This is a genomic window from Bradyrhizobium sp. CCBAU 25360, assembly GCF_028128695.1.
GTDB lineage: Bacteria > Pseudomonadota > Alphaproteobacteria > Rhizobiales > Xanthobacteraceae > Bradyrhizobium > Bradyrhizobium ottawaense.
Genome location: NZ_LBJA01000044.1, coordinates 123,250 through 139,835, shown reverse-complemented (window position 1 = coordinate 139,835; position 16,586 = coordinate 123,250). Strand labels below are relative to the sequence as shown.

9 protein-coding genes are annotated in these 16,586 nt (G+C 59.4%); 2 read left to right on the top strand and 7 right to left on the bottom strand.

The genetic code is table 11. The features are described 5' to 3' along the window. Positions 1 to 951: 951 nt before the first annotated feature. A complete protein-coding gene (locus XH81_RS31060; RefSeq protein ID WP_257187491.1) occupies positions 952 to 1,086 on the bottom strand; it encodes a hypothetical protein in 135 nt (44 codons plus the stop codon). A gap of 1,346 nt (positions 1,087 to 2,432) precedes the next feature. Between XH81_RS31060 and XH81_RS31055 the strand changes: the two genes are divergently transcribed. Continuing rightward, positions 2,433 to 3,668: a cytochrome P450 gene (locus tag XH81_RS31055; RefSeq protein ID WP_271596595.1), complete on the top strand. Its 1,236-nt coding sequence runs from the start codon at positions 2,433 to 2,435 to the stop codon at positions 3,666 to 3,668. 381 nt (positions 3,669 to 4,049) lie between these two features. Here XH81_RS31055 and XH81_RS31050 read toward each other — a convergent pair whose 3' ends face one another. From XH81_RS31050 to XH81_RS31035, 4 genes are all read right to left on the bottom strand, one after another. Further along, positions 4,050 to 4,595 carry a recombinase family protein gene (locus XH81_RS31050; RefSeq protein ID WP_271596594.1) on the bottom strand — a complete coding sequence of 182 codons (546 nt, stop codon included), beginning with the start codon at positions 4,593 to 4,595 and terminating at the stop codon, positions 4,050 to 4,052. A 217-nt stretch (positions 4,596 to 4,812) separates the two neighbouring features. Beyond that, positions 4,813 to 6,096 (bottom strand): cystathionine gamma-synthase family protein, encoded by a 1,284-nt coding sequence (locus tag XH81_RS31045; protein ID WP_271596593.1) that lies wholly within the window; start codon positions 6,094 to 6,096, stop codon positions 4,813 to 4,815. A gap of 980 nt (positions 6,097 to 7,076) precedes the next feature. Next, positions 7,077 to 7,220, bottom strand: a complete 144-nt coding sequence (locus XH81_RS31040) for a hypothetical protein (RefSeq protein ID WP_271596788.1) — start codon at positions 7,218 to 7,220, stop codon at positions 7,077 to 7,079. Further along, entirely contained in the window at positions 7,174 to 7,683 is a 510-nt protein-coding gene (locus XH81_RS31035) for an AAA family ATPase (RefSeq protein ID WP_271596592.1), read from the bottom strand. The genes XH81_RS31040 and XH81_RS31035 overlap by 47 nt, the downstream gene beginning before the upstream one ends. Before the next feature lie 888 nt (positions 7,684 to 8,571). Between XH81_RS31035 and XH81_RS31030 the strand changes: the two genes are divergently transcribed. Further along, positions 8,572 to 10,785, top strand: a complete 2,214-nt coding sequence (locus XH81_RS31030) for a hypothetical protein (protein WP_271596591.1) — start codon at positions 8,572 to 8,574, stop codon at positions 10,783 to 10,785. 675 nt (positions 10,786 to 11,460) lie between these two features. On the opposite strand, the gene XH81_RS31025 is transcribed toward XH81_RS31030, so the two are convergent. Together XH81_RS31025 and XH81_RS31020 are read right to left on the bottom strand one after the other, a co-directional pair. Beyond that, positions 11,461 to 13,458 carry an NEL-type E3 ubiquitin ligase domain-containing protein gene (locus XH81_RS31025; RefSeq protein ID WP_271596590.1) on the bottom strand — a complete coding sequence of 666 codons (1,998 nt, stop codon included), beginning with the start codon at positions 13,456 to 13,458 and terminating at the stop codon, positions 11,461 to 11,463. A 1,473-nt stretch (positions 13,459 to 14,931) separates the two neighbouring features. After that, the gene (locus XH81_RS31020) at positions 14,932 to 16,350 is read right to left on the bottom strand and encodes an MFS transporter (RefSeq protein WP_271596589.1); all 1,419 of its coding nucleotides are present in this window, start codon (positions 16,348 to 16,350) and stop codon (positions 14,932 to 14,934) included. Between the last annotated feature and the right edge of the window lie 236 nt (positions 16,351 to 16,586).

Below are 16,586 nucleotides of genomic sequence, written 5' to 3'. Positions count from 1 at the left end.
CCGGATAGTCGATAGTTGCGCTAAAGACGAATTTTTACAGGAGGTTGGCACTCCCGTGACTGCTATTTCCTGGAGGTACAGCCTACAAACATCATCGCGTTCCGCGGCCTATTCAGCGGCTGAGAGACTCTTTGTGCTTCCGCCAGATCAAGCACGGGAGCGCAGCTATGCCGATCTCGCGCCTGATTTCCAACATCAATTTCACCTGCGACCAACAACACCTTGTCGAGACTGGCTTCAACTGCGCGCTTAGGAAGCTTGGCTTGATCGAGTCGATCATGGCGATCTAAACTGCGACTAATCGCAAAAGAGTGATTGAGGTTCATAGTCCTGGGTGACTGACAGCTGTTGCTGTGGGCGAGATGACGATTCGCGAGATCAGTCTGTCCAAAGAACGAAGCAAGCTAGGCGGGCGCCGTCGGTATTATCTTTTCGGCATTGATCGGCAAGATGAAGAGGATGTCCACTCATCCGTCTCGCTGTCGAGGGCTCTGACCGGGCTTACGCTAGTCCCGCTCGTGCTCGTCCCTCAATCTCCGCTCGAGGCGATCGGCTTGCTCTTTGGTCAAATCGACCGCCCCCCAACTAATCCCAACCAGAGCCGGCCCCTTCCGTTGCCGAACGTAAACCATCCAGCCCCTTAGCCCCCTGACGAACCAAAAATCGGTGCGGTGAGGGCGTCTTGTCGCGCACCGCCATGTCAGATCCGCGCTTTGATCATCTGATCATCACCTGATGGTTACCCGAATTCGCTCAAGACAACGCGCCTCCGGAACTCGTGCGCGGCAGCTTTCAAATCGCAGACTCCGATCAGACCGAGTTGCCTCAAGCTTAGGAGAGCAAGCGATCACACAGCTCGACACAAAGCCCAGATCCCAATATCGCTATGGCGCGTTGCTCCTCCGAATCGAGATCAGCCCATGATATGCTTTCATCACGCGCTCCGGTTTCTCAAAAGCCAAACGCATGCCTGATGTGCCGGAGCATAGCGATCGCCGCGTCGGTGTACCGACCGTGCGTGAGGAATTGATCCAGTTGCGTTGTGAAAACCAGCGCCGCAACTGCCACCGTGAAGCCCTTGAACATTGGGCCTCTCCTGAAAGAGACCGCCAACCGGGCGTGTCGAAAAATTAGATGTTCTCAGATTGGCTGCCGCCAATGGCGAACGAATATGGAAATGATGACAGTGAGTGGTAACTACTCTCTTAAGGGGTGCGGTGGACAGGTACCCCGAAGCCGCTAGACCCGGTAGCGGATGACCCACTCACGATTTCGAACCGGCGGACTGAAAAGAAGATAGGGCTGCATGATGCTTGAGGCCACGGAGCGGACCAAACGGAGACCGCGTTCCGTATACGCGATCGGGCCATACGCTGTGTGAATGATAGAAGACGCCAATTGAGATGGCTTCTTGTCGCATGAGAAAATTGCGCTGCTCAGAACGACAAGAGCGCTATCGCTGCGAGCACCGTGTTGAGGGCGCCAATGGCGATGATGGCCGCCGTAACGATCCGGTCATGGCTCATCACTTCCTCCACTATTAAAGAGAGGATAACCTAACACATCTATCTAGGCGGGAAAAGGTCTCGACTTGACCATGGGGCGGGAGATCTCAGCGTATCGGCGCATTTTAGCGCCGATCTCACACTGACGTGCTGTTCGCACATTTGCCTCGGGCGGGCTGCCCCAGGTTTTGCTGCTCGACCTTGTCGCGAAGGCGTTTGGCTTCGGCGACTAGTCGGGACGGCGCTCCGTCCTGCGCGGTTGCTCCGATTTGCCCCGCCTCCCGCGTTCCCAGGCCGAAACGGCTTCTGCAGCGTTTCGGTGCAAGGCTTCAGCCTCCATTTTACAGTGTCCGAGCCTTCCACAGGCGGACACCGCATCAGGTTTGAAGCCTCACCGGCGCTCAACTTGCAGAGCTGCGGACCTTACCTGCACCTGCTCGCGTCCGCATTTCAGAGCCTCCTCGCACCCCCCTCTTTCTCAGGTTACCCCACAGGACACCCCAATTCGGGAACTACTATCCAAGCGACGGAAAGATTGCCGCCTCCAGCTTCGCCGCCTTGGGTTGCCTCGGCCAAGATCACCAGATGGGCGGCAGACTGCCGAGCCGCCTCAATCGGTCTCCCTGGGCTCGAAACGGCAGTGAGAGGTCGCAAAAAGGCTGGCTAGCTTGGGAGTGTGTATTCGATTGGATGTTGGCTTTCGCGCAGCCCTCGTCCAACTCGTGGTGACAGCTCTCACTGATTGAGTAGATCGGGTCGGAAAGTCAATGCGATCCTTACTGCCCGACATGGTAGGGCGAGGCCAGCCGCGCTTTGAGATAGTCTGGTTGGGCGGCCCGTCGCAGCCAAACGCTCACGGCAGCGCGAAACGGTGAATCGTGACCCTAGATCTATAACCTCTCGGGAGCAAAATCTGCGGAGATGATCATGAGCAGGCGATCAGAAGATCATGAAGCAGATGACATTATCCCGCTGAGCGAGTTGGATGTAAGCGAAGGCAGGCGCTTTCAAGACGACAGCATATGGGGTTTCTTTGACCGGCTGCGAAGAGAAGATCCCGTTCACTACTGCAAAGACAGCCCTCATGGTCCATATTGGTCCGTGACGAAGTATCGGGACATCGTAGCGGTAGACACAAACCACAAAGCGTTCTCATCGGAGCAAGGTGTCACTATTGTCGACGTGCCTGATAAGCACTGGACCCAGAGTTTCATCAAGATGGGGCCTCCCAAGCACACCGAGCAGCGCAATACCGTGAGCCCGATCGTCGGACCGGAAAGCCTGACGAAGCTCGAAACCTTGATACGCTCTCGGGTCAGGGCGATTCTCGATGGCTTGCCGCGCAATGAAGCCTTCAATTGGGTAGACATGGTCTCGATAGAGTTGACGACGCAAATGCTCGCTACGCTCTTCGACTTTCCATTTGAGGACCGGCGACTACTGACCTATTGGTCAGACGTAGCTGTTACGACTCCAAAAGCAGGCCATGCGATCGACAGCTGGGACCAGCGAAGCACAATCTTATCAGAATGTCTGGACTATTTCACAGGGCTTTGGAACGAGCGCATTAATGCCGAGCCGCGCCTCGACCTGATTTCCTTGATGGCGCATTCGCCCGCCACACGCCATATGAAGCCGAGTGAGTTTCTCGGGAATCTGATTCTGTTGATCGTTGGGGGAAATGATACAACGCGCAACTCGATTACCGGTGGCCTCCTGTTCATGAGCCAGTACCCCTCCGAACTGCGAAAACTAGCCGACAATCCCAAACTGGTCTCGAGCGCCGTGTCCGAGATTATCCGATACCAGACACCGATCGCGCATATGCGCCGCACTGCCGCGGTCGACAGCATCGTAGGCGGAAAACAGATCCGGAAAGGCGACAAGGTCGTCATGTGGTACATCTCCGGCAACAGAGACGAAGAGATCATTGAGAACGCCAACAGTTTCGCGATCGACCGGAAGAATGTACGGCAGCACCTCTCGTTCGGATTCGGAATCCATCGCTGTCTTGGTCGACATCTTGCGGAACTGCAGTTGAGAGTCCTCTGGGAAGAGATTTTGGATGCGAGACTGGAGATCGTGATCGTCGGCGAACCCGAGCGAATTGCATCTAACTTTGTGCACGGCTATTCGGCTCTCCCCGTGCGGATTGAAGCGTAGGCCCTGGTCGCGCCAGTCCCCGGCCGCCGGTGCGCCGTCGGGGTGGATTGATCTGAACTATCTTGTTCAAGCTGTGCAGATGGCTCGATCAACGCGAAGCATTTGCAATAGGCTACTCATCGACCGGGCAGACGCTTGAAGTCCCCGTGAGAAGCGACATGTCAGGCTCACGTCTCGACTTGCAAACGCCTGAGATGCCGAAAAGGCCTGAACAGCAACTCCGATGCCGCGTCTACGGGTTGGCTTGGATAGCCGGAACCGTGGACGCCGGCATCCTTCCTGCCGGTTAAAAGGCCGCGAACGATCTGAAACATTTAGTAGACCGGCTTAAGAACCGCGCCAGCAATTTCGAAGCCGGTCATGGTTTGAGCCTCGTGATGGTCACCGGTTGACGTTGTAGCTGCGGCCGATCTCGGCCAGGGCCTCGCCAGCTTCTCGGCGGACCAAGGCCTCGCGCTTCTGTTCCGGCGTGAGCCTCGGCGGGCGGCCCATGTGCTGGCCTCGGGCGGTCGCCCTGGCTCTGCCTTCCGCCGTTCGGGTGCGGATCAGGTCGCGCTCCGCGTCGGCCATGCCCGCCATGACGGCCAGCATCATGCGGCCGGTGCTGGTGCCTGTATCGGCCCAAGGCTCCGCGATAGAGGGGAACACGGCGCCGCTATCGTTGATGCGCTGAACAATTGCAAACAGATCGAAGAGAGACCGCACCAAGCGGTCGATGCGAGTGACCGTCACCGCGTCGCCAGGCTCCAACTTGGCAAGCGTGCGCTGCAGCTCTTTGCGATCGACGAGGGCACCACCGGCTGTGTCCTTGAAAATCGGATCGCACCCCGCTGCCTTCAACTGGGCCAGCTGGCCGTCGAGGGTCTGCCCTGTGGTGCTGACACGGGCGTATCCAACGAGACGATTTTGGGCGCTACCTTCGTTCATATCTTTTGTGCATTGTAACTGGCGCACGGGTCGCGCCGTCTCCGAATGGCTCGAAGTCGAGTGAGATTGACGGCCTGCTGGCGATTTCCTGCTGAACGCATCGAGCAAGGGCTATTACGTCTGCCTCGTGCGGCAGCTCTCGTGCGCGCAGAGCAATGAGGTCGCGGCGGCGATCATGTCAGCGTGCCGCGCGTCCAATCCGCGTTGATTCCCGCGCTCAAGCCGCGTTCAGCGCCTGCGCGAGATCGGCGATCAGGTCCGACGGGTTCTCGATGCCGATCGACAGCCGGATCGTGGAATCGAGCACGCCGATTTTTTGGCGGATGTCGGCGGGAACGCCGGAATGGGTCATCGTCGCCGGCAGGCTTGCGAGCGATTCCGTGCCGCCGAGACTCACCGCCAGCTTGAGAATCTGCAGCGCGTTGAGGAATTTCACCGCCGCCTCCTTGCCGCCGACGATGTCGAACGAGAAAGTCGATCCCGCGCCGAGGCATTGCCGCGCGAACACGCGGCCCGAGAGCGAGCCCTGCTCGTGATGACCGAGGTAGTGCACCTTGGCGACCTTCGGGTGGTCGCGCAGGAAGTCCGCCACGAGCCGCGCATTCGCATCGGCCTTCTCCATCCGCAGGCTGAGCGTCTCGAGCGAGCGGTTGATCATCCAGCAGGAATGCGGATCGAGCTGGGTGCCGATCGCGCCGCGCAGCGCTTTGATGCCCTTCATGATCGCTTTCGATCCGAGCGCGGCGCCCGCGATCAGGTCGGAATGGCCGCCGACATATTTCGTCAGCGAATACAGCGAAACATCCGCGCCATGCTCGATCGGCCGCTGAAACACCGGCCCGAGCAGCGTGTTGTCGCAGGCGATGATCGGCGTGTGTCCCTGCGCCTTGCCGATGGCAGCGGCAAGGCGGCGAATCATGGCGATGTCGACGAGGCCGTTGGTCGGATTGGCGGGCGTCTCGATCAGGATCATCGACACCCGCCCCTTGCGCGTCGCCTCTTCCGAGGCCTGCTTGACCGCCGTCTCGTCAATGCCGTCGGCAAAGCCGACGGCGCCGATCGACAGACGCGCGAGCGTGTTCGTCAGCAGGGTCTCCGTCCCGCCATAGAGCGGCTGCGAGTGCAGGATGACATCGCCGGGGCGAACGAAGGCCAGGATCGTGGTTGCGATGGCCGCCATGCCGGACGAGAACAGCGCGCAACTCTCCGTGCGCTCGTAGATCGCGAGCCTGTCCTCGACGATCTCGCTGTTGGGATGATTGAAGCGCGAATAGACCAGGCCCGCGCCCATGCCTTCCGGCGGCTCGCGCCGGCCGGCCACGTAGTCGAAGAAATCCTGCCCGTCCTCGGCAGTCTTGAACACAAAGGTGGAGGTCAGGAACACCGGCGGCTTGATGGCGCCCTCCGACAATTGGGGATCATAGCCATAGGTCAGCATCAGGGTTTCCGGATGCAGCATATGATTGCCGATGTGAGTCTTCGACGGGAACGGTTTTACCATGGCTGCCTGGCTGTTCTGATGCTTACCGCGCGTTGCGCGCCTATCGGTGGTAAACGGCGGTGGTCACGAAATTGACCCCGGCCTTTTTGGAATCCTTGTTTTCCGGCGGTTTTCGCGCAGTTGTGGCATCGGGAAGAGCGTTCCACTCTCACCGCTACTTGCACGAATGTTAGCCGCTCACCTGAGCAATGCGGTCTCTAAGCCGGCGCTCCGCAGTCTGATGTACAGCGCTACGTCTCATGCGAATTTTCAGCCTCCTACAGTCAAAGGCTGCTTCACAGCCTGAGGCCATAATCATTGAGTACCCTATCCCTTACGGCGCCCTTGATCTCGCGGGCAATTTCCTTACGGACCTCGGCACCTAATTCTCGCTTGGCATCCTCGACCGCGCAGAATCTGTCCTGGCTCAAAAGGATGCATTCCATACTCCCTTGCCAGGCCTGAGTAGACCCAGTCCACGTACGATACGTTGTAACCTCTGAAGCATTTACCTGTCGGTAAGCTGACGAAGAAGCTATCACGAGTCGCGACTCGGAGTTGGAAAGGCGGTGATGGTTGCGCCTGCCTGAAGCTGCGCGACCATTTCGGCGCGATCACCATAAGACAGGGACGTATCCGCGTGGAGGCGCCTTATTTTCTCCTCGCCGCGCCACCGCCCCCTTGGTCTGCGCGGCCGCCCCCTGTCGCTCCCTGAACTGTTAGACTGCCCGCGCCGCACACATCGCGCGCGGCCTCTCGGCGAGGTCTCAACGCTTCAAGTTCAGGCTGATGAGGTATCCCAGCAGATTGTCACCGTAATAGTTGCGCGTCGGGCAATCGGTGCCGGTCTCGACGGCGGCGCGATAGCGGTTGCGGCCGTCGGCAAATTAACCCTTGAAAAGGCCCTTTGCAGGATTACCGAAATGGCGCGGTCGACCTCACGAAGTTGCAGCCGCCTCTCGGGAACATCCTTCTCCGCAGTCACATGGCGTGCTCGCAGTTCAGTCAGCGAGCCGTTCCATGCGTTCGGCGAGCCGCAGGGCAGCCTCGTTCACCACGATCGACGCGATCTCTTCAGCAAGCCGGCCGACTTCGTCGTTAATGGCGTCCATCTGGACGCCGAGCTCGATCTCCTCCCTCTGCAACCGGGCACCTCACTCGTCCAGCCAGGTGGGGCCTCGGGTACATCCGCAAGCGGAGCGAGGCGCTCGCGGATGCCGCGCAGTGCCACAAGCCGTGGCATTGCGGCGAGATGGCGCTGGATCTCGTCAATGCGTCACGAGTGCGGGTGCGTTCGGAGTGGGCCTCATCATAATGCGCCTTGGACCGATCCCTAGTTTCAACGAACCGCCCGTGATCCGAGGCCGGAGGGTCGAATTTCTCCCGCTCTGCCTTCAGCTCCACGAGCCGCGTCTTGAGGTCCACGAGCGCGCCGCTGCGTGCCCGCAATCTGTAGAAGCCATCTGCCTCGCTCCTGAGATCGATGGGCCTTTGGCTGAGATGAGCAAGGCCTGCGCCCGCAGAAAACAGCAATTGTCCGAGATCGCCCTTACTTGCTAGAATGCTTTCGCCACCCTTCTCGAGCGTCTCGTCGTCGAGCGAGAACATGGTGCGATAGGCGTCACGGTCGATGCCCCTGAGTCGCCGCGAATTGCGCTTTCCGGGATAGGGGGATCATCGGCGTCAAGCAGGCTGTTGTGCGGAAGTTTGATGCGCGCGAAGTCCCGCTTTTCGGCACCGAACTCCAGTGTTCCGCCAAGCAGGCTCTCGGGTGCACCGATGAATTGATGCTGAAGATTGTAGCGTTGGTTGCAGCGAGCCTCCTTAGAGAAGCGATTTGGATATTCCCCGAGTTGATTACCTCAAGGTCCCTGGGGAAGACCGGCAGTAATTTGGCAATTCCTGTGGCCGAAGTTTCTCCTGATATCCTGTCGGGGCATCTACCTCATATTCAGATAAGCGCTTCGCCACATGCATCTGAAGAATATCTGGATCATTGCTGCGAAATAGTGGGAGCTATTCTGGTAGCGGAGCAGACGTGCGGACACCCAATCCGCTGATCGGGGTGACGCTCGGTTGCTCGGTACGCTTGCTGCCACCTTCCTATGAGTGTGATTTAGCCGGCCTGGGCGGCGGCCCGGCTCTGGCGAGATATAGTTTGAGGGGAGTTGCGCAACGTTGATTCTGCTCAGTTCGGACGGGCAAAATGTTGTTGCTGATCGCCTCCGGCGTCTCGCCACACCCGTGTATGGCAGGTGACTTGGTAAGCTCTTCGGTCGAAGTCTGTTTACTGGATAGCGGGATGCGTGTTGCGAGCGCAGGTTTGAACCGGCGCTGATGCGCTAGTTCAGCAACACGACCAAGCTGCGATTGAAGTGGAACTCAAGGCGAGATCTTATTTCTTGTGCATCCCGATGAATGCTCTTGGTCAGTTAGTCGTCAGCTAGGCGGCCTATCCAGATAGGCTGCGCACTCACGACTATTCGGAGATGAAGTATGAAAGGTATTGGCCGAGCTGATCCATCACAGAGTGAGGCGGCGGGAGCGGACAGCGCCGGGGAATTGAGCCGTTCGAGCCTGGGGCCTGGTCTCTTCCCTGGGGAACGCGGTCAATCCTTCGATGCTGTCCTGGAGCGGATGCGCTCTGGGCCTCAAGACAGAACTGCGGCTTCAGATGTGGCGGCGCCAACGCGCAATGAGATCAAGGCAGCAAAGCGAAATTTGGACAGCCTGCTTGAGAAGTTTGAAACTTGCCGTCGAGCGGCCACGCAACGCTGCAACTTGGAACAGGCGCAAGAGCTGATCGATCGAGTGGTCGAAGCAGGCTCGACAGTTCTGGAGTATTACGCGAATCTGCCTGCCAATTTGGCGCGTCGTATCCTGCCCGACGATCAGGCTCGCCGGCTCCGCGACGACACGCTGGATGCGGGCAACCAATGTAATGAAGTGGCCACCCGGATTCTTTACCCACTTGAGAACAAGAGAAAGCAAGCAGAAGCCCTGCTCGACAAGGTCAAAGACACCGCTCCGCCCGACCAGTTGAGCCGCGTCGTTGCGGGCGTCGCGAACCAGTTTGCTGCCTGCATGGACTGGTGGGGAAAGAAGGCGTTGCGGTTCGAGCGGATGCAGTCAGTCTGTGCGGCTACTGCCCACTTGCCAAGCAGCACGCCCGAGATGCGCAAGGCCGAAGAGGCCCAAGTCAGGCTCAATACGGGCTGGGTGCTCAATACCAGATGCATGTATCTGCAATCGCGGATCGCTCTCGCGCAGCTCCTGATTGAGTCGCGAGCGAGCACGTTAGCACCTGACGTGCGAGCCGCCCTCATGGACGAGAGGGGGCGGGTGCGTCTGCTCGGGACCTTTGTTGACGATGTTTTTCCGGCATTTATTTCGACGGGCGACGCCGTTCGCGGAGGAGCGGTGCTCGACGCCGAGCACCGCGCCGTTCTGGAAGGCGTCATGGAACGGCTTTCGGAATTTGCATCCCAACTGAGGGGCATGCTTGAGCCCCTGAGGGAGGCTGGAACGGAAGCTGACCTTCCTTTGCAGTTGCTTGGCGAGATCGTTGACGGTGCGTGGGTGACGGCGAACGATGTCATGCGGCTGCTGGCATTGCAGCCAAAGGCGGAAGTGACGATTGAACCGCCGGCTTGGGCTGCGCTGCAAGAAAACACTGCGCTGGTGGGTGAAGGCACTCCAGTGCGCAGAAAGGGCAAAGCAAGGCGCGGAGCAGCCGCGGGCGAGGGGAGTTCGACGGCCAGCCCGCCCGCGCCGCAACTCGGAAGGTCCGATGCCGCCAGGGCCGCGATGGGCAAGGTCATCGTGCTCTCGGATCTCGGTACAAAGAAACTCGCCACGCCGGAGGAGGCAGCTGCGTCATCCTCTGCGACCGATCACCTCCAGATGTGGCAGGCTCCGCCCTCCAGGAAGGCACTGCCGGGATTACTTGAGCGATTGGACGAGCTGCTGCAGTTCGATCTGCGGGCTCAGCAAAGCGCCGTCTCGCAAGCGCGCCAGATGAAGCCCGAGGACGCCGAACATGTCCTGAATCGGGTGATCAAGCGCTTGCAGACGCAGTCCTCCGAGATTGAGGCCTGTGTAGTCGCGCTGGAGGAGCCTCGCCGACGGGGCCTGCTCACGGCTGCGCAGGTGCCCGAAGTGCACGAAAAGATAGTCCGGCTTCAAAGGATGGGGTCCGAGGTTCAGGGGCAGGCAAAGTCATTGAGCGCGCGAAAGGCAGCAATCGCGAGCGATTGCATGAAGACCTATGCGTTTCCATCGCAGAAATACCTTGCACAGTTACGGGCAGCGGGGGAACTGGCGTCAGTGGATCCACCTCGCGCCTTGAAGGGAGAGCCAGGGACGCTGTTCGAAATCAAGCTACAGCCTATGGCGCTGAGCAATGGCGCGACGCCAAGGCCGATGTGGGTACACATCCATACCAAGCGGCCGGTACAAGCCTGGCAATTGGCAACGCTGGGCGATCGCGAATTCGCCGCTTGCCACGTGAAGTCTGACGAGCAGCGCGGCTACAATCAGCACTGGCAGAACGCTCGAGCCGCCGAGGGGCACGAGAACGTCGTGATCCACCGCGGCAAGCTCACTCCTGCGTTCTGTAGGTCCTTGTTGAGCACCGCCGCTGGCCAGCCGTGGCAGCCCCTTCCCGACCCGGAGCACGCTTCAGCTCAGATGGCTCGACTGGGGATCTAGTGAGCTGGTTGTCTTGCGCCGGTGAGCCGTTCGGCGTCAGAGTTCATGCCTTTCGGACCGGCTCGGCGGATCGCCTGAGCTGCGCCGAGCCTCGTCGGGGTCCAGCTTACACAAGGATGGAGCCCGGGAGAGAACACTGCTTACGGGAGGGTTATCGGCTGGCGATCCGGAGGATGGTCGGTCGTCGCACAAGCAAGCTGCCATTTCCTGCGGTGGCGAACATCGGCGCTCAGGCGAGAAGCTGGGCCGCTGACGATTGCAGGCGGGAAAGATACCTGATGCGGGCGGCGATACGCCCGGATGTCACAGTGCTTTCACCTGCCTGCCCGCGGCGAACTGGCGCGCAAACTCTGCCGGCGAGCTTCAACCGACCGCGGATGGTCTGGATGTACGGGAGCTGAGCGTCCCGGCCGTTGCTGGGGCTTGTCGTTGTTCATTGAGCGCTCGAGTGAGTCGGAGCTTCTTCGTTTCAACTGCAATGGCGCCGAGCGGCGCGGAGGCAATTTCAGTAGACCGGCGTATGGTCAGTCATTTCCCTGCTTTTTCAGTCGCCCACGAGCTTAGCAACGTTGGCATCGGCGGAAGAGCAGGCTCGGTCGCTCGATCAGCTTTGGGGAATTGAGTGATGGCCACGAGCTCACGACCGCAATCAGTATGACGGATCTGCCCGATCTCTTACAGCTCGATGCCGTGCGCCCTAAGCACCCGGTGCATCACCTCGATTTCGCGGGCGATCTCGTTGACGATTTGAGGTCCGATTATCCGCTCGGCGTCAGCATCGCCCGCAAGACTCACTTCGGCCAGCCGTTGATTCAGCCGAATTTGAAACTCCTCGCCCATCGCATCGATGAGCCGATCGTCCATTGCTGCGTGCTCTTCGGGGGCAATGCGCCTCAGCACCGTTTCCCAAGGTTGCCAGCGCGTCGCTAGATAGTCCGCAAAACCTATCATTTCCTGCTGCCGCACGGTTGCCAGGGCCCTCTCAACGTCGTCGCGGGTGACGCCAGAGACGGAAAAAAAGCGCATGTCGGGGGCGACGTGTCGCAGCTCCAGTGGATCGCGCAATTGGGTCTGGTAGGCGAGATAGACTTCGGTCTCGTCGACCGGTCTGGAGTGACGAAGGACATTGACCTCCTGGCGCGCTATTCCGTCTAGCGCCTCCAACCGGAACATGACGCGGGCATGCTGGAGCAACTCGGCGAGCCGATCGTCGTGCAGGCCGTCCTCGATGTCGGCGTTCAGACGTGCAGTCTGCATCCCGTTCCAGGCTAAAGTGATCCGATCCTGACAGCTCGCGCATGCATCGGAGGCCAACTGGAAAAACAACTCCCGCAGTCGAGGCCTCGCCGCTGCCTGCCGCAGATCCTCGACCACGGCCTGCCGGAATTCGCTATTGCCGTAGTTCACGGTGCCGGCAAGCCGGTCGAGGAAACGAGCGTAGTCCCGCACGCCAGGCTCGTCGGCGAAGCTTTGCCATGTTGCGATCATGGCTAGGTCGTGCCCAAACCAGTTTGCGACAACCTCGTGCAGCGGCCGGGGCGTAGGTTCCATTGCGTCTTCGCTCAAGGAGAAAAGGATTCGCGGGCCGGCATAGTCCGCAGCACTCCTTGCTCTCAGTAGATTGCTCTGAACCTCCTCCTGCAGCGGATTGTCAGTCAAATCGAGGGCCGCATCGCTGGCTAGCTGCAGAAGGCTCGCCGGTACGTCCGTCAGCCGATTATTGCTAACATCAAGTACTTCGAGGGAAGCGGGGAGTTCCGGCAGCCGGACCAGTTGATTGTCGCTGGCCGTTAACAATGCGATCGCCGACGGGAGCGGCTCAGGCAGTTCGGTCAGCTGATTGGAATCGAGAACCAGGCTTTCAATGCTGGCTGGAAGATCGGGCAGGCTGGTAAGCTGGTTGCTTGGCGCGACAAGATCCCGGAGCGTTGACGGAAGCGCGGGCAGATTGGCCAGTTGATTGTCACCGGCGTCCAGGTTCTGAAGCCCGGCTGGAAGGTCAGGCAAGCTGGTCAGCTGGTTGCCTGCAGCATGGAGCTCCTCAACCGTTGCTGGAAGAGCGGGCAGGATGGTCAATTGATTATTATCGACGACCAGGCTCCGCAGCCCGGCTGGAAGCGCAGGCAAGCTGGTTAGGCGGTTGCTGTAAGCGCTGAGTTCCCGAAGGGTTGCCGGCAGGGCAGGCAGACTTGTCAGTGAGTTTTCGCCGATGATCAGGGACCGGAGCCGGGATAGGTCGGCCGGCAGGCTGGTCAGCAGATTGCGCGCTGCATTGAGCACGCGGAGGCCCTCAGGAAGTGCGGGCAAGCTCGCCAATTGATTGTCTCTCGCGTTAAAGACCTGAAGCTCGGGCGGGAGGGCGGCGGGCAATCCGGTCAGGGAGAGGGAGGAGAGATTTAGCGCCGCACTACCATTCTCCGGCAAAGCTCTCGTTTGGGTAATGGCGGTTTGGCGGTTCTCGTCTTCGTCTTGCCCCTCATCAGCCGCCCGCGCGTCCACAACCTGGCCCTGCGGCCCTGCCGCAGTGGGAGCAGACGGCCGCGCGTCCGTCAAAGCCTCGTCCCAATGCGCCGCAACGGGAGTGCCGGGTTCTGAGGCCTCGGATTCGGACGCTTCGGAGCCGGAAACTGAGAAAAAGCCGTCGCTGTCAAGCTGCGTCCGATCTGTATTCATTGTTGTCGCCCCCTATGGCAAAATGAAGAAAATGCGCTGGAGCGCCGCTTCCACAAAGCCGGTCTTTCATTGTGAGGATATCCAAGAAGAAGCGGGCAATCATGGAGCGCGGCCCAACCTGGAGGGCCGAACATGCTGGTCGATTCGGCGCACCAAAGACGGCGAGATGCCCGCACGGATCTAATCCTCGAAAGGCTCGCCATCTTGAGGGGGATCGGCTGCTTCTCCTCTTCCAGGTTGAGCTGATCAAGGTCGAGCCTTGTTGTCTGGTTCGAGGTGTTTTCAACCTAGGACATTGAGCTGTCGAGAAGCTGACTAGTCTCATCGCTAGAGCCCTTGCAGCTGTGCTAGATGCCTGCTGCCAATGGCTGAGATGAGTTCAGCCGAAATGCGCTCATCGTCACCCTCGCCTCTTCGCTCCTCGCCTGACTAGTCTTACAGGATCGGGAAAGGGCCTGCGTCGACGCATATCGCGGCCAATGGCACGTTCTGGCCCGGAATGTCGTCGCGCTCGGTGCCTAACATGCCACGCGGTCGACTGCGTCGAAGCCTTGCCTTGTGGCCTGCAGCGCAGCCGAACCAGAGAATTGGTAAGCGGCTTTCGCGGTGCTCTCTCTTGGTAATGAACAATTACGCGACCAATTGTGACGCAAGTGCGTTCGGACACATGTGTCGACACCATGCAACCGACTGTGACCTGATCCGGACGATACGACTCAGATTCAACAACACTCTCTTGTCGGGTGCTCCCGGAAATGCACGGACGCAGGCACGTCGAGCGTTCGATCATAAAGCGGGTCTGCAGGTGCCGAGCGAGTAGACAGAGCGATACGGTGATGCCCGAACTCATCCGTTCGGTCGATAGATCTGATCGAGAAAATCAATTTTACGATTTGGAGCGTCGTCATATAGACCGTCGAGAGCGGCTGGGGCTAACCTAAGGAAGCGATGTCTCGAATGAAAAAATCTGTGTTAGTGACCGCGAGCGCACTCGCGCTTGCAACGGCGGTGGTGCCTCCTTTTGCTGCAAACGTTGCCGCGCAGCCGGTTGCGGCAAGTGCTCCGGTAGCCGATACATCATATCCCGAGTGCGTGGATGACCCGTTAAATGGTATCTGTGATTTGTTCTTCTGCTTGACCGATCCCTCGTGCGTTCGGCACTGACAACGGAAAACATGTCAAGCAGAGAATGAGGATCGAGCCTCGTGCGGCCGCTGCTCCGACAGCGGTCGCATCCTCATGCCGTACGGTTGGGTTGGCAGATGGTACAAGCCGCGCCTTTCTTGTTCTCTAGATGACCAGAGTGACGCCTTCGTTACACACTTCTTGATGTCCGCCAATCCGTAACTGTCGTATCGGCGAAGATTGCGTAAACGGCACAAGTTATTCAGACGGCGGCGACGCTGGGTTCGGACAGGAGCCCCTGATCAATGTAAAGCTGCTCCAATCTTCAGGATAGATTGTTCTTCCGTGCTATGCTCCGATAGCCGTCCCGGCTCGATGTTTCGCATTTCGGACATCATAGATGTCATCCTTAGCTGTTCGGGTATGGCTAGGTAACGGTCGTGGCGCTACGGACGTCCGTCTATGGTCGGAATTGAGTGGCGCCGTTTCCGGCATCATAAACATGGCACAGAGCGCGGCTGCGCCCGCGAAAAGCATGTACCAGGCGGGCACGAGTGCACTACCGGTAAGGTGGATGAGCCAGGTGACTATCGGTTGAGCTGTGCCTCCAAAAATTGCTATCGCAAAAGCGTAGATTGTCGCGAAGGCGCCACCACGAATGTGCCTGGGCAAACCTTCGGCCATGCTCACGTAGAAAGCGCTATACGAAATCGTTCCGATCAGGGTGAGGACGCCGAGACCTCCTAGAAGTGCGAAGGCACTGCGGCTCTCTGCAATCCACAAGAATACCGGATACGTCATGAGCAGTGCAGCGACCTGCGGCCATATCATGATACGTCGACGGCCTACGCGGTCGGCGAGCAGGCCGCCCAGCAGTGCTGCAGCAATCCCCACCGTGTTGCTGATGAGCGTAGTACCAAAGGCGAGAGGTGCGGAAACGCGGAGGGTGTTCAACGCGTAAGTGGTCATATATCCGGTAACATAAGTAGTGATCGTGCAGCCGGCCAAGATGACGAATCCCAGGCTCATGATGCGGCGATCGGGAGGCGATCGCCCCACAGGCTGGGTGACCCGAACCGGCGCCTCGGGGCAGTGCAGCGTTTCGGGCAGGGCGCTCCGCAACCAAAGTCCAAACGGCAACGTAGCGGCGCCGAGCAACAGCGCGATGCGCCATCCGTACGCATTGAGCGCCTCGCTTGTCATGGTGAGCGAGAGTATCTCTCCAACCAACGCTCCGGCCGTCGCAGCTAGCTGTTGGCTCGCGGGCTGAAAAGAGACAGCAAGCCCCCGGGCTTCGGTGGGGGCTGCTTCCATCAAATAGGCGGTCGTCGGACCGACCTCACCTCCGAGAGCAAAGCCTTGCAGCAAGCGTGCCACGATAGCTAGTGACGGAGCGGCGAGTCCTATTGTCTCGTACGATGGCGTGAGAGCCAATAGCAGGACCGCAGCGCTCATCATGGCAAAGCTGGCGGTCATCGCGGGGCGGCGACCGGCCCGATCCGAATACGAGCCGAGCACGATGGCCCCGATCGGCCTGGTCACAAAACCTGCGCCGAAGGTTCCGAGTGACAGCATTAGGCTGGCGAACTGGTCGGTTGCCGGGAAAAACGCCTGACCGATCTGTATTGCGAAAAAGCTATACGTCCCGAAGTCGTAGAATTCGAGAATATTGCCGATGGTTGCGCCCAACACCGCGCGGCGTGTCAAGCGTCCGTCTGCCGGACCGAGGAGGGGCTCCGGCCTCTCTCGAGTAGATTGCCTCGCCATCCCTTGACCTAATCTGCAGCGCGATGGCTAGCCCGAACATTTCGACCAGACGCGCAAAGTTGCATTCCATTTGCCCGAGCACGTCCTCAGGGACCGCCTGTCCACGTGCAAGCTGAAGCGCGTAACGGCGAACTCATGGTAACGTCTGCAATAAAAATGCCCGCCTTTCGCGGCCCACTTAATCCTTGTCTGATCGCTGGCCTTGCCGGTGCGACAAATATGAAAGCCTGCTGCAG